The sequence below is a fragment of the Marinomonas sp. 63XJN7_9_ISO-PGPR-S23-217 genome (assembly GCF_056173515.1).
In genome coordinates, this window is sequence record NZ_CM149678.1 from 1,309,239 (window position 1) to 1,323,490 (window position 14,252).

Consider the following 14,252-nt stretch of genomic DNA (forward strand, 5'->3'; position numbering starts at 1 on the left):
TAACTATCGTATTTTTTCTATTTACAATGAGGACGTTCCTATGCGAATTGACCGTTTAACAAGCAAGCTACAACTGGCTCTTTCTGATTCGCAGTCCATCGCGCTTGGCCAAGACCATTCCTATATCGAATCTATTCACTTGATGATAGCGTTGTTGGATCAACAGGGCGGCAGTACTCGTCCTATTCTCCAGCAAGCTGGTGTTCAAGTCGCCAAATTTCGTGAGAGTCTAAACGAGTTACTGACTCGTCTGCCTACCGTCAATGATCATGATGGTAATGTGCAAATGTCACCAGAATTGGGTCGCCTTCTCAATCTTGCGGATAAAGAAGCGCAAAAGCGCAAAGACCAGTATATATCGTCGGAATTAGTTTTGATGGCTATGTTTGATGGTAAAGACGATCTTGCTAAAGCATTGAAAGCAACGGGGGTAACCAAAGCGGATATTGCTTCTGTAATTGATCATGTTCGTGGCGGGGATTCTGTGAATGACCCCAATGCAGAGGAGAATCGCCAAGCGCTGGATAAGTATACCGTGGATTTAACGGCCCGTGCGGCGGAAGGTAAATTGGATCCTGTGATTGGGCGGGACGATGAAATTCGTCGTACCATTCAGGTTTTACAGCGTCGCCGTAAAAATAACCCTGTATTAATTGGTGAGCCTGGGGTGGGTAAGACCGCTATTGTCGAGGGGTTGGCCCAGCGAATTATCAATGCTGAGGTGCCAGAGGGCTTAAAAAATAAGCGTGTATTGGCACTTGATATGGGCGCTTTGATTGCTGGTGCCAAATACCGTGGTGAGTTTGAAGAGCGTCTAAAAGCGGTATTGAGTGAGCTGTCGAAACAAGAGGGCCAAGTTATCCTCTTTATTGATGAAATTCATACCATGGTGGGTGCGGGTAAATCCGAAGGCTCTATGGATGCGGGCAATATGTTAAAGCCTGCTCTAGCACGCGGTGAACTTCACTGTGTGGGGGCGACCACATTGGATGAATACCGTCAGTATATTGAAAAAGACGCGGCACTGGAGCGTCGTTTCCAAAAGGTTTTAGTGGAAGAGCCAAGTGTATTGGATTCCATTGCTATCTTGCGTGGTTTAAAAGAACGCTACGAGGTGCACCACGGTGTGGACATTACTGATGCTGCGATCATTGCGGCGGCTAAGTTGTCTCAGCGTTACATCACTGATCGTCAGTTACCTGATAAGGCGATTGATTTGATTGATGAAGCGGCAAGTCGTATTCGTATGGAAATGGATTCTAAGCCAGAAAACATGGATCGCTTAGAGCGTCGCTTGATTCAATTGAAGATTGAGCAAGAAGCCTTGAAAAAAGAAAAAGATAAGGCCTCAAAACAGCGTCTAGAAGAGCTTGAGTCTGAAATTGATGTACTGCAAAAACAATATTCAGACTTAGAAGAAATCTGGAATGCTGAGAAAGCGGCGGTTCAAGGAGCGCAGAAACTCAAAGAAGACTTGGAAGCTGTTAAGCAAGAGATGGAGGAGGCGCGTCGCAATGGTAACTTGGCGAAAATGTCTGAGTTGCAATATGGCGTGATTCCTATGCTGGAAGCAGAAATCGACAAAGCCAGTAAGGCAGAAGAGCAACAGTCGGAAACTAAATTGCTTAGAAATCGAGTCACCGAAGAAGAGATTGCGACAGTGGTCTCTCGTTGGACAGGTATTCCAGTCGATAAAATGCTGGAGGGGGAGCGTGATAAGTTGCTGCGTATGGAAGATGCATTGCATGAATCGGTTATCGGTCAAGACGAGGCGGTTCATGCTGTGTCTAATGCGGTAAGGCGCTCTCGGTCAGGTTTGGCAGACCCTAACCGCCCCAATGGCTCCTTTCTCTTCCTAGGGCCTACTGGTGTCGGTAAAACCGAGCTTTGTAAGTCATTGGCTAAGTTCTTGTTTGATACGGAACAAGCCATGGTGCGCATTGATATGTCAGAGTTTATGGAGAAGCACTCCGTCGCTCGATTAATTGGTGCGCCTCCAGGTTATGTTGGGTATGAAGAAGGTGGCTATTTAACGGAAGCGGTTCGTCGTCGTCCTTATTCTGTGTTGTTGTTGGATGAAATAGAGAAGGCGCATCCAGATGTCTTTAATATCTTATTGCAAGTGTTGGATGATGGTCGTTTGACAGACGGACAAGGCAGAACGGTCGATTTTAGAAATACCGTTGTTGTTATGACTTCGAATCTAGGGTCGGATGTCATTCAGGAGTATCGTTCAGATGATCAGTATGAAGAGATTAAATCTAAGGTTATGGAAGTGGTGGGAATGCATTTCCGTCCGGAGTTTATTAACCGTATCGATGAAACAGTAGTTTTCCATCAGTTAATGCAATCGCAAATTAAAGGTATTGCCAAAATTCAGTTGCTGCATCTCAACGAGCGATTGGCTGAAATGGGCATGACGCTCACGCTTTCAGAGGCGGCTTCAGACCGTTTGGCGGAAGTGGGTTACGATCCTATTTATGGAGCAAGACCGTTAAAGCGGGCGATTCAACAGTGGATCGAAAACCCGCTAGCTAATGAGTTATTGTCTGGACATTTTGTCACGGGCGATAATATTGTTGCTGATGTTGAGAATGAGAAGATCGTATTTGCAAAAGGTCAGCTCTTGCAATAGAAATTGCTAGACTTGGGTATAAAAAAAGCCCTGTTATCTTTTGGTAACAGGGCTTTTTTTGCTTTTTGATGGATCTTTAGAAGTGAACAAAGGCACCAATGAAGGCACCTTTGAAATCCGCTTTCACATCACGATTATCGATGTCGTTCAAATCCATAGAGATAGCACGGTATCCGCCTTCTAGACCAACAAAGAAAGGTGTTTCATATTTCACTTTTAATGTGGTGTCGGTAATGCTTGTGCCGCCATAACCACCTGCTTTTACTTCCCCGCCAAAAGACAAGCTGGTACCTGGGAGTGTCACAAAAGCTGAAACATAGCCTAATGGTTGAGTATCGGATAAGTCATGTTTACTACCGCTAATAGTGGCAGAACCATCAATTTTTCGTAATGAGACACCAGCATCAAAGTCTAACCAGAATAGACCGTCTAAGAAGCGATAATAAAGGGTGTAGTCCGTATTGGATAAATCCAGCTTAGCAGGGGCTGAGCCCATACTGCCATCTGCTTTTAAAGAGACGTGTTGTAAGCGAATGTTTGGGATCAATGGAATGGGATGATCCAAGGCGATACCAAAATAAGCACCTGTCTTGCCGTCAAGATCCATTGGGCTGCTTACATTACCGTGTGTGGCGTATTTAGCATTGCTAACATCTGGTGAGAATGCACCAGCTTCGGCAGTAACGCCAAGAAAGTCAGCGTTGGCGGCGCCAGCAAATAAAAGAGTAGATAGAAGAAGCGCTTTTTTCATAATTGTGCATCCATAGATCATAAAAGACAGTTTGACGTCATTATAGATCTTTAGAATACAAAATCCAGTCGAATGAGGAGCAAATTAGATATGAGGTAAAAATTACAGACGTATTATGCGATTTTTAGGAGAGTTAACAAGAGTTGATATTGGCTGGGGTAGCTGGATTCGAACCAACGCATGACGGGATCAAAACCCGTTGCCTTACCGCTTGGCTATACCCCATCAATTTTTATTGGTGGCTATGACTAGATTCGAACTAGTGACCCCATCATTATGAGTGATGTGCTCTAACCAACTGAGCTACATAGCCTTAAAGAGAGTGGCTGGGGTAGCTGGATTCGAACCAACGCATGACGGGATCAAAACCCGTTGCCTTACCGCTTGGCTATACCCCAATTGCCTAATTGTTGGTGGCTATGACTAGATTCGAACTAGTGACCCCATCATTATGAGTGATGTGCTCTAACCAACTGAGCTACATAGCCGTTCGTCTGTTGGCTGGGGTAGCTGGATTCGAACCAACGCATGACGGGATCAAAACCCGTTGCCTTACCGCTTGGCTATACCCCAACAGACTGACACAGAAACAAATTTTCTAAAAAGATACTCTGTCTCTGTGGCGCGATATTATTCATATAACCCGTTAATGGGTCAAGTCTTTTGTTGAAAACTTTTAAAAAAATCAAACATTAAAGCGGAAGTGCATGACATCACCGTCTTTGACGATGTATTCCTTTCCTTCTAGGCGCCACTTACCCGCTTCCTTAGCGCCGTTTTCACCCTTATATTGAATGAAATCGTTGTAGCCAACCACTTCAGCACGGATAAAACCTTTCTCAAAGTCTGTGTGGATCACACCAGCGGCTTGTGGAGCGGTTGCGCCTTGCTTTATAGTCCAAGCTCGTACTTCTTTTACACCTGCTGTAAAGTAGGTCTGAAGGCCTAGAAGCTCATAACCTGCGCGGATCACTCGATCCAGTCCTGGCTCTTCCATTCCCATTTCGTCTAGAAATTCTTGCATCTCTTCGGCATCGAGTTCGGAGATCTCCGCTTCAAGCTGGTTGCAGATAGGGACGACCATGGCGCCTTCTGCTTCAGCGATTTCACGCACTTGATCTAGATAAGGATTATTCTCAAATCCGTCCTCAGCGACGTTGGCAATGTACATAGTGGGTTTCGTTGTCAAAAGATGAAGCAATTTTACCTCTTTCTTTTGATCATCGGTCAGTTGCATAGAGCGTACAGGTTGACCATTCTCTAAGTGCTCTTTAATACTTTCTAGGAAAGCTTTGTGAGCAATCGCTTCTTTGTTGCCGCTTTTGGCATTTTTCGCAGTACGTAAAAGTTGCTTGTCGATGGATTCGATGTCAGCAAAAATTAACTCAAGATTGATGACTTCAATGTCTAGCTTTGGATTCACATGGTTAGAAACGTGGATAACGTTCTCGTCTTCAAAGCAACGGACAACATGGGCAATGGCATCGGTTTCACGAATGTTGGCGAGGAATTTATTGCCCAAGCCTTCACCTTTAGAGGCGCCTTCCACTAGACCCGCGATGTCTACGAATTCCATGGTGGTGGCCAGTACGCGTTCTGGCTTTACAATTTCTGCTAAAGCATCTAGTCGTGGGTCTGGCATTGCGACCACACCTGCGTTTGGCTCGATGGTGCAAAATGGAAAGTTTTCTGCGCCAATCCCCGCTTTGGTTAGCGCGTTAAAAAGAGTCGATTTACCAACGTTGGGTAACCCAACGATGCCGCAATTAAAACCCATAGTGAGATTCCTGAATAATTAAGTGATTATGCTTTAAAACTGTGCAGCTGATTCATTACAGCATTTAGGTTGCCACCGACAATATCATCAATATAACGCAAAGATTCATCAATCGTTTGCTCTATTTTGCGGTATTCATCTGGGGAGGCTTTTTTAAGAACGTAATTCGCAACTTGACTGGCGTGACCTGGGTGGCCGATACCAATTCGCAGGCGACCAAATTCTCGATTGTTAGCCAGCCTTGCAATGATGTCTTTTAAGCCATTATGACCACCATGACCACCGCCTTTTTTGAGTTTGGCTGTACCGGGTGGAATGTCGAGTTCGTCGTGAATGACGAGTATTTCTTCTGGAGGAATTTTATAGAACTGGCAAACTGCTTGAACCGCTTTGCCGCTTAAATTCATATAGGTGGTGGGAATCAGTAGATAACATTCTTCACCAGCTATAGAAACTTTGCCAAATTGACCAAAAAACTTCTTTTCAGTACGCAAAGAGCATTGGCTCTGACGAGCCAATGCTTCAATCCATTGAGCGCCTGCATTATGACGAGTATTCTCGTATTCGCTACCTGGGTTACCCAGACCAACTAATAATTTGAAACCTGTCACAATGCCGCCTTCAATATCTTAACGTTTTGATTTGTCGATACGACCGATTGGTTGGTTGTGGTCTTCGCCTTTAAGCAAAGCAACCAATTCAACGCCTTCAGGAAGGATTGCATCAGATAGGTGGAAAATTTGACCTAGCTGACCATCGATAGTGTCAACAATCAATTCTGCTGGAAGGTTGGTTGGTAGGCAGCGAACTTCAGCTAATTTTGCTTCAACAGTCAAGCGACCACCTTGGCTCTTAACACCTTCGCTTTTGGCAGCGTTGATGAATTTAAGAGGAACACGAGTCGTGATGACTTTGTCTTCAGAAACGCGAAGAAGGTCGATGTGCATAACGTCACCTGATGAAGGGTGGCGTTGAAGTGCTTTAACGATCACTTTTTCAGTCGTACCTTCAACAACAATTTCAACAACGCTAGTCAAAAAGCCTGGTGTGCCCACAGCTTTAAATACTTCGTTGTCTTTCATTGCAACAGATTTTGGCTCGACGCCAGCGCCATAGATAACAGCAGGCACTAGGCCTTCGTTACGAAGGCGGCGGCTCGCACCTTTACCTTCATTAGTACGTGCAACGGCATTAAGAGATAATGTCATGATAATTTCCTAGTTAATAATAAATGGTGCCCAGAACTGCGACCCGTTCCGAGCGTTAGTGTTTGGTTTAGGCCCCAAACATAGCACTGATAGACTCTTCGTTGCAGACGCGACGAACAGCTTCCGCCAAAATGTCGGACATCGACAATTGGCGTATTTGAGGGCAATTCTGCGCCTCTTGTGTCAATGGGATGGTATCAGTCACGACCAACTCATCGAGCACGGAACTTTTAATGTTTTCAATGGCTTTGCCTGAAAGAACAGGGTGTGTACAGTAGGCCAGTACTTTGGCCGCCCCGTGTTCTTTTAATGCTTTTGCGGCGGCGCATAAAGTGCCACCAGTATCACACATGTCATCAATCAGGACGCATGTTTTGCCTGCGACATCACCGATCAAATGCATGATCTGCGCTTCATTCGCACGGGGGCGACGCTTATCGATGATGGCTAAATCTGCATCGTCTAGTAACTTTGCAAAGGCGCGTGCGCGCACCACACCGCCTACATCTGGAGAAACAACCGCGATGTTTTCATGGCCTTGGCGTTGCAAATCATCAAGCAGTAATGGTGTGGCATAGACGTTGTCAACAGGGATATCAAAAAATCCCTGGATTTGGTCTGCGTGAAGATCCACGGTCAACACGCGATTAATACCAACAGCAGAAATCATATCCGCTACTACTTTTGCGGTAATCGGGACACGGGCAGATCGTACACGACGGTCTTGGCGAGCGTATCCAAAATAAGGAACAACAGCGGTCACACGGCTTGCAGAAGCACGACGCAGAGCATCTGCCATGACAATCAATTCCATCAAGTTGTCGTTACTTGGTGCACATGTGGACTGGATAATAAAAACGTCTTTACCTCGTACGTTTTCATTGATCTCGACCGTAATTTCACCGTCACTGAATTTACCTACGGTGGCATTTCCAATAGGCAGACCTAGACGGCGAACCACCCTGCGAGCGAGTTCAGGGTTGGCATTACCGGTAAAAACCATCAACTTGGACACTGTGTATACCCTTTGTATTTTGTAGCGATGAATATAGATTGGCTGGGGAGGTTTGTGTAAAAGTGTTGCTTATCCCCTGTTTTGCTCAATCCACTGGTTTAATGCGTAATGAGTTGGGGAAAGGTTGCAGCCCTGACAAACCCAAGCCTGCCATTTTTCGGGAGTCAACGCTTTTACTCGTTCAGCGTCCTGCTTGTGGTTAAATGCGATAAACAAACAAGCCCCCGTTCCAGTCAACTTAGCATCACCATGATTTTTCAACCATAAATAGGCTTCATCGACCTGCGGATTGTGTTTTCTTACAACATTTAAACAGTCATTATGCCCACCCAGCTTCAAGGCGTGCGATATTTTGATCGGAGGGGTGTCTCTTGTCAAATATTTATCGGTAAAAATTTGACCAGTTGAGACATGGCAGTTGGGTTTTAGTAACAAAAAATACGGCGTCTCCAGTTCGACCCTCTGTAAGCGCTCGCCAACACCTTCAGCAAAAGCAGAATGCCCCATAACAAAGACTGGTACATCGGCACCTAACTGTAATCCAATTTCAGCCAATTCAGGTAATGATAAATGACATTCCCAAAGTGTATTTAGGGCGAGTAGTGTGGTGGCAGCATTAGAACTTCCACCACCAATGCCGCCTCCCATAGGAAGTTGTTTTTCAAGAAAAATATCAGCCCCAAGGGACGTATCTTGACGATGTTTTTGGAGCAGTGATGCTGCTTTATAAATAAGATTATCTTCCAGTGCGACCCCTTCAATAGCAGGTGATAGCCGAATAACATTGTCGTGGTTTATTGCAAAGGTCAGCTGATCACATAAGTCAATAATTTGAAATAGAGTTTGAAGGTCATGATAGCCATTTTTTCGTTGACCAATGATGTGTAAAAAAAGGTTGAGTTTTGCTGGAGAGGGCAACTTCATAACGATTACTGAACCGTCCAATCGGTGATAATTAAGTTAACGCGGTAAGGTGGGCGCGATACCTGCATCGTTTGTGGCAATTGTAAGCCTTCTACTTCAGAGAATTTCTTGTAAGTAATTGTCCAACCATCCTGCTGTAATTGTTCTAGAAGATGAGTTTTGGCGTTACGTTTTGAGTGGTGGGGCGTATACGGGTAAGGTAAGCCACGCATCCAATAGGTGACTTGATTCACCGGAAATTCCCAGCCAAGTTTTTGTTTTAGTAACGATGCAGCATCTTTGCCAATGATGGTTTGATCTTCATAGGCTAGAGTAACTTTTTTGCCATTTATACCACTCAATTTGGTTGCGCCTTGGCCAAAAGGGCCATATATATTGAGGGAAAATTTCGTTGGGCTTTCATGCCAATTAAAATTTCCTGAGACGGCGTCATTGGGAGTACGAATACCGACTCTTCCTTCTGTATCCCACTGAGTAATCGCTTGAACGCTTTTAGGCGCAGGTGGCTTTGGGGCCGTTTGAAACATGCTACAAGCCGATAATAAGCTGGCGATAACAGTGACGGCTAAGAAGCGCAAGATCATTGTGTACTTTCCTTTTTCTGAGGTGTGACGTGTTTCTCGATAAGTGAAGGGTTGAGACGTTTGATTGTGTCCATGAGTAAAGGTGATGACTGACGTATTTGTAGGGCCTGTTGCCATATATTATCGGCTTGAGAGTAGTTTTTTTGTTGCCATAGAGATTCTCCTAAATGGGCGGCAATGTCTGAATCCGGATACAGCTGCCAAGCTTGGTTTAGATAGTGTGTGGCTTGTTTTAATTTGCCCTGCATGAAATACCCCCACCCCAAACTATCAACAATTGCTGGGTCTTTCGGGTCGTACTTATAAGCTTCTTGAATGTAATCCATAGCTTGTTTCGTATTCGGGGTTCGAGTCAATAAGGTATAGCCTAACGCATTTAAATACTGAGGGTTGTGTGGTTCTTTAGAGAGTAAAAACTTCAACTCTTTGATGGTGTCGTGCCAGTGATCCATGCCTTCAGCTAAAAGTGCTTTGTGGTATCGCAACGCATTGGATTGAGGGTATTTTTTTAGCGCCTCTGTGAGTAATTGCCAAGATAAATCTGGATGATGTTTTTCTTCATGCAGTTGACTGATCGCAGTGACAACGTCAGAAATATATTGACGTGGCGTGCGCTCTAGGACCATTTTGTTAATGTCTTTTGGTCTTCCTTCATCGTACATCCATAGTGCCATTTGGTTGGTGGCGCTGTTTAGTAGGGCGCCTTTTACATTTTGCATTGCCTGGATGGCAGCTTGTTTGTTACCTGTATGGTAGAGCGCGGTTGCTTTTAGGTAGAGGATTTGATCTTGTAAACCATAATGGTTAGCAGGTAATTGATTTAATGTCTTAAGAGCGAGTTCTGGATATTGATTGGTGAGTAATGTATTGCTGTAGCGAATACCCGTTTGGATTCGTTCTAGCGGTGTAAGCTTAGTGTTCTGATAAACATGCTCAGATTTTTTTAATTGGTGCGTTTGCACTAAAAAATTCAGTAATGGGGTAATGATTTGGGGTTCGCTCGGGTACTTAGTGAAACCTTGTTCTAGGGTCTTGATGGCTTCATTTCGCTTACCTAATTGATCTTGACTATAAGCAAGAATCAAATAGATAGGCGCTTTGTGTAGATGGTTGCTTGCTGATATAAGTTTTTTAGCCAGCGCTGCGGATTCTGTATAATGGCCTTGGCTGAAAAGCAGGCGCGCTTTAGTGGCTTGGACAAATTCATTTTGTTTGATTTTGGCTGGTAGCAAGAGAAAGGTGTCAGATAAAGTGCCCATTATTTCATCAGAACGAATGTTTTCATCCGCGTAGACGGGTAAAAAATCAAGCTTAACGTTATGTCGTACAGCGCTCTCCAATAAATTTGCAACGTCTCTAGGGCGTTGGGATTGTGCCAACACTTGAAATTTGAGGGCATAGGCTTGCTGATCCTGCGGTGCTATAGACATGACCAAGTCAGCACTTTTTTCGATGTCTTGTTTATTTTGAGTCGCAGTAGCAATGCGCAGCAAATGTTCTGCTAATGCTGTATTTCTAGTTTGCTCAGTGAGTTTATAAAAAGGCCCGAAGGCTCTCTCCGTGCCTTCTCGTTGCAAGGTGAATTCTGCTTCCAGAACGGCTTTTAAATATTTGTCACTGATTTGCGCTGTTGTTGTATCTTCGGCTGCTTTGGAGGGCTTGTCCCCGGCTTCTTTTGTCGTACTGGTGGTGTCGCCTTTATTTGTTATATTACTTTTAGAGGTAATTGGGGATGTGCCAGATGACGATACCGAGTTGCGATGCTCTTGTGCTACCTTCTGTTGGGAAACAGGTGTCTGACTACAACCTAAAAGCGTTAAGGTACAAAAGACTAATAGGTAAGAAGGTAGCAATCGAATGTGTGTGTATTTCGACGAAACTTTTGTTGCGTAGTGCAAATATGATGGCATGTGCGTTCCCGGTGCGAAATTCATAATGTCCTTATGGTATCTTTAGCTGTGAGGGATGTCAGTACTTACTATAAACTAATCCTATTACATTTATTGAGTCTATGGGGTGCGAAAATAAGCGAATTCCTCGTATAATGTGTGTTCTTTATGTAAAGAGTCGTGTGGGGTGTTTGTTCCTCCTTTCCTGACCTTGATATCTCGACCTTTGAGAAGAGTTTCTGAATGTCACTAATTACAGTGGGTGTGAACCACAAAACAGCGCCAGTTGCGATTCGTGAGCGTGTCGCTTTTGCTCCCGAAAAAATGATTGACGCTTTGTCGTCTTTGGTTTCCGGGAAAAAAGCGTCAGAAGCCGTCATCGTCTCTACGTGTAATCGTACGGAATTGTACTGTTCTATCGAAAATGATGCCGATGTTGAGAGTATTGTCCGTTGGTTAAGTGAATACCATCAAATTGATTTTGAAGAACTTAAGCCGTATTGCTACGCTCATCTTAACGATGATAGCGTGCGTCATATTATGCGTGTTGCATCAGGGTTGGATTCGTTGATTCTTGGTGAACCGCAAATTTTGGGGCAGGTCAAATCCGCTTATGCCGTGTCTAAAGAGGGGGAGTGCATAGGGCCAGACCTACAGTCTCTTTTCCAACGAACCTTTTCTGTTGCTAAACGGGTGCGCACTGATACGGCCATCGGCGAAAATCCCGTGTCTATTGCGTTTGCTGCAGTCAGTTTAGCACAGCGTATTTTTGCTGATGTCAGAGACAATACAGCGCTGCTAATCGGGGCGGGTCAAACCATTGAGCTGGTGGCTCGACACCTAAAAGAGCAAGGCGTGAAGCGTATCATTGTTGCGAACCGCACTTTGGCCCGGGCTCAGTGCTTGGCAGATGAATTAGGTGCTGAAGCCATTTTACTGGGAGATATTGGCGATCATTTATCCGAGGCGGATATCGTTATTTCTTCAACGGCGAGCCAACTGCCCATTATTGGTAAGGGCTTGGTTGAAAAGGCTATATCAAAACGTCGTTTTGCACCTATGCTGTTAATTGACATTGCTGTGCCTAGAGACATTGAGCCAGAAGTTGAGGAGGTGAGTGATGCCTACCTTTATACAGTGGATGATTTGCATTCAGTGATTGAAGAAAATGTGCGAGCAAGGCAAGATGCCGCGCAAGCTGCTGAATTGATCATTGAGGAAGGCGTTGACACATTCCGACGTGCTGTTGAGTCAAGAAAGGTGTCGGACTTAATTGTACAGTACCGACGCTCGGCGGATGAAATAAAAAACGCAGAATTAGAAAAAGCATTGAAAGGTTTGGAGTCCGGCCAATCGCCAGAGCAAGTGATTAATAAGCTTGCACATGGTCTGATGAATAAATTGATTCATTCCCCGACGCGTTATTTACGGGATGCCGGAGCCGAATCAAATCAAGAAGCATTAACCATTGCCGCAAATGTATTGGGCCTAAATGAAGATAAAGACAATTTAAAATGAAAGATTCGATCAAGTTTAAGTTAGAAAGTTTGTCTGATCGTTATGATGAATTGGCCGCTTTATTAAGCGACGCCGAGGTGATTATGGATCAGGATCTATTCCGCTCCTACTCAAAAGAATATGCCGAGCTGGAGCCTGTGGTAAATTGTTTCAATGAATACCAGCAAGTGGAAGAAAATTTAGCAGAAGCTGAGCTGATGATGACGGACCCAGACCCTGATATTAAGGAAATGGGTTTAGAGGAAATGAAGTCTGGTGAGCAACAAAAAGAGACATTGCAGCTGGCTTTACAAAAGCTGTTATTGCCGAAAGACCCAAATGATTCGCGTAACGTCTTTCTAGAAGTACGGGCAGGGACGGGGGGGGACGAAGCCTCTATCTTTTCTGGCGATTTATTCCGTATGTACTCTCGTTATGCAGAGACGCAACGATGGAAAGTCGAAGTCATTAGTGCAAGTGACGGTGAGCATGGTGGTTATAAAGAAATTATTGCTCGAATAGTGGGTGAGGGGGCGTATTCCAAACTGAAATTTGAGTCTGGTGTACACCGAGTACAACGGGTGCCGGCTACCGAATCTCAAGGGCGTATCCATACTTCTGCCTGTACTGTGGCTATTATGCCGGAAATGGATGAGGTAGCAGATATTGTGATTAATAAAAATGATCTGCGTATAGATACCTTCCGTGCTTCTGGTGCGGGTGGTCAGCATGTCAACAAAACCGACTCAGCGATTCGTTTGACTCATATCCCCACCGGTGTGGTGGTGGAATGCCAAGAAGAACGCTCGCAACATAAAAACCGTGCTAAAGCTATGTCACTGCTGGCTTCTCGCCTGCTAGCAGCTGAACAAGAGAAAGCGGCAAGTGAACAATCTGAAACGCGTAAATCTTTAGTGGGCAGTGGTGACCGTTCTGAACGTATTCGAACCTATAACTACCCTCAAGGTCGTGTTACTGATCACCGCATTAATTTAACTTTGTATAAATTAGATGAGATCGTAACAGGCGATCTAGATGTGCTGATTAACCCGCTGGTGAACGAGTTCCAAGCTGAGCAGTTGGCCGCTCTAAGTGGCGATAATTAATGGCAGGGTTGCGAATTGATGAACTCTTGAAAGGCGCTTACGAGCGCCTTCGTTTTGTGTCTGATACCACGCAACTGGATGCTCAGTTGCTATTAGCCCATGTCTTGGGTGTGACGACTGCCTACTTTTATACTTGGCCAGACAAGCGGCTGAATGAAAAAGCGTCGGCAGAATTTGAGGCGCTGCTAAAAAGGCGAGAACAAGGTGAGCCGGTTGCCTATTTAATTAAGCAACAGGTGTTCTGGTCATTGTCGCTAGAGGTCGCCCCCTGTACTTTGATCCCAAGAGCGGATACAGAATGTTTAGTAGAAACGGCTCTGTCGCTTATTAATCCCCGTGAAAAGCTGCGAATTTTGGATTTAGGCACTGGGACAGGCGCCATTGCGTTGGCGCTGGCATCGGAATGCCCTAATGCTCAAGTGGTGGGGGTTGATCTAATTGATGAGGCGGTAGCGCTTGCTCGGCGTAATGCGGAGAAAAACCAGCTGATTGTCGACTTTCGGCAAAGTTGTTGGTTTAGCGTATTGGAAGGCAGTGAACTGGAAAGTCATGAGTTGTTTGATTTGATCGTCTCCAATCCTCCCTATATTGATCCTAATGATGCGCATTTATCCCAAGGGGATGTGCGTTTTGAACCTAAAAGTGCACTGGTTGCAGGGAATCATGGTCTTGCGGATATTGAGCATATTATCGAGACCGCGCCACGCTTTCTTAAAGTCGGTGCCTATTTGTTATTAGAGCATGGTTATGATCAATCTCAAGCGGTACAAGCCCTGTTTGAAGCAAAAGGATATGGTTGTATTAAGACGTATCAAGATTTGGGTGGAAACGACAGGGTGACGGTAGGTTGCAGAGAAAGTTAGAGA

At 44.8% G+C, this 14,252-nt stretch carries 12 protein-coding genes and 5 tRNA genes; 4 read left to right on the forward strand and 13 right to left on the reverse strand.

What is annotated here, in order from left to right:
- Positions 1 to 40: 40 nt before the first annotated feature.
- Positions 41 to 2,635, forward strand: a complete 2,595-nt coding sequence (clpB, locus tag AC0VYI_RS06105) for an ATP-dependent chaperone ClpB (RefSeq protein WP_475447993.1) — start codon at positions 41 to 43, stop codon at positions 2,633 to 2,635.
- A gap of 76 nt (positions 2,636 to 2,711) precedes the next feature.
- On the opposite strand, the gene AC0VYI_RS06110 is transcribed toward clpB, so the two are convergent.
- From AC0VYI_RS06110 to AC0VYI_RS06170, 13 genes are all read right to left on the reverse strand, one after another.
- Positions 2,712 to 3,386 (reverse strand): TIGR04219 family outer membrane beta-barrel protein, encoded by a 675-nt coding sequence (locus tag AC0VYI_RS06110; RefSeq protein WP_475447995.1) that lies wholly within the window; start codon positions 3,384 to 3,386, stop codon positions 2,712 to 2,714.
- Positions 3,387 to 3,536: 150 nt separating this feature from the next.
- Positions 3,537 to 3,611 (reverse strand) — tRNA-Gln (locus AC0VYI_RS06115).
- Positions 3,612 to 3,622: 11 nt separating this feature from the next.
- Positions 3,623 to 3,699: transfer RNA gene (locus AC0VYI_RS06120), tRNA-Met, on the reverse strand.
- A 10-nt stretch (positions 3,700 to 3,709) separates the two neighbouring features.
- Positions 3,710 to 3,784, reverse strand: a tRNA-Gln gene (locus AC0VYI_RS06125).
- 13 nt (positions 3,785 to 3,797) lie between these two features.
- Positions 3,798 to 3,874: transfer RNA gene (locus AC0VYI_RS06130), tRNA-Met, on the reverse strand.
- Between the two features lie 10 nt (positions 3,875 to 3,884).
- Positions 3,885 to 3,959, reverse strand: a tRNA-Gln gene (locus tag AC0VYI_RS06135).
- Positions 3,960 to 4,071: 112 nt separating this feature from the next.
- Positions 4,072 to 5,163 carry a redox-regulated ATPase YchF gene (gene ychF, locus AC0VYI_RS06140; protein ID WP_475447997.1) on the reverse strand — a complete coding sequence of 364 codons (1,092 nt, stop codon included), beginning with the start codon at positions 5,161 to 5,163 and terminating at the stop codon, positions 4,072 to 4,074.
- 26 nt (positions 5,164 to 5,189) lie between these two features.
- The gene (gene pth, locus AC0VYI_RS06145) at positions 5,190 to 5,774 is read right to left on the reverse strand and encodes an aminoacyl-tRNA hydrolase (protein ID WP_199476981.1); all 585 of its coding nucleotides are present in this window, start codon (positions 5,772 to 5,774) and stop codon (positions 5,190 to 5,192) included.
- 18 nt (positions 5,775 to 5,792) lie between these two features.
- Positions 5,793 to 6,371 carry a 50S ribosomal protein L25/general stress protein Ctc gene (locus AC0VYI_RS06150; RefSeq protein WP_475447999.1) on the reverse strand — a complete coding sequence of 193 codons (579 nt, stop codon included), beginning with the start codon at positions 6,369 to 6,371 and terminating at the stop codon, positions 5,793 to 5,795.
- 67 nt (positions 6,372 to 6,438) lie between these two features.
- Positions 6,439 to 7,386 carry a ribose-phosphate diphosphokinase gene (locus AC0VYI_RS06155; protein ID WP_199476983.1) on the reverse strand — a complete coding sequence of 316 codons (948 nt, stop codon included), beginning with the start codon at positions 7,384 to 7,386 and terminating at the stop codon, positions 6,439 to 6,441.
- A 69-nt stretch (positions 7,387 to 7,455) separates the two neighbouring features.
- A complete protein-coding gene (ispE, locus tag AC0VYI_RS06160; RefSeq protein ID WP_475448001.1) occupies positions 7,456 to 8,310 on the reverse strand; it encodes a 4-(cytidine 5'-diphospho)-2-C-methyl-D-erythritol kinase in 855 nt (284 codons plus the stop codon).
- Between the two features lie 5 nt (positions 8,311 to 8,315).
- Positions 8,316 to 8,894 (reverse strand): lipoprotein insertase outer membrane protein LolB, encoded by a 579-nt coding sequence (gene lolB / locus AC0VYI_RS06165; RefSeq protein ID WP_199476985.1) that lies wholly within the window; start codon positions 8,892 to 8,894, stop codon positions 8,316 to 8,318.
- The gene (locus tag AC0VYI_RS06170; protein WP_475448003.1) at positions 8,891 to 10,804 is read right to left on the reverse strand and encodes a tetratricopeptide repeat protein; all 1,914 of its coding nucleotides are present in this window, start codon (positions 10,802 to 10,804) and stop codon (positions 8,891 to 8,893) included. The genes lolB and AC0VYI_RS06170 overlap by 4 nt, the downstream gene beginning before the upstream one ends.
- A 222-nt stretch (positions 10,805 to 11,026) precedes the next feature.
- Here AC0VYI_RS06170 and hemA point away from each other — a divergent pair, with 222 nt between their 5' ends.
- From hemA to prmC, 3 genes are read left to right on the forward strand one after another with little or no spacing between them, the layout of a single operon-like run.
- Positions 11,027 to 12,301 (forward strand): glutamyl-tRNA reductase, encoded by a 1,275-nt coding sequence (hemA, locus tag AC0VYI_RS06175; RefSeq protein ID WP_199476987.1) that lies wholly within the window; start codon positions 11,027 to 11,029, stop codon positions 12,299 to 12,301.
- Complete coding sequence (prfA, locus tag AC0VYI_RS06180) at positions 12,298 to 13,386, forward strand: peptide chain release factor 1 (protein WP_199476988.1); 1,089 nt, start codon at positions 12,298 to 12,300, stop codon at positions 13,384 to 13,386. Before hemA ends, prfA begins: the two co-directional genes overlap by 4 nt.
- Positions 13,386 to 14,249: a peptide chain release factor N(5)-glutamine methyltransferase gene (prmC, locus tag AC0VYI_RS06185; RefSeq protein ID WP_475448005.1), complete on the forward strand. Its 864-nt coding sequence runs from the start codon at positions 13,386 to 13,388 to the stop codon at positions 14,247 to 14,249. The genes prfA and prmC overlap by 1 nt, the downstream gene beginning before the upstream one ends.
- Positions 14,250 to 14,252 lie beyond the last annotated feature (3 nt).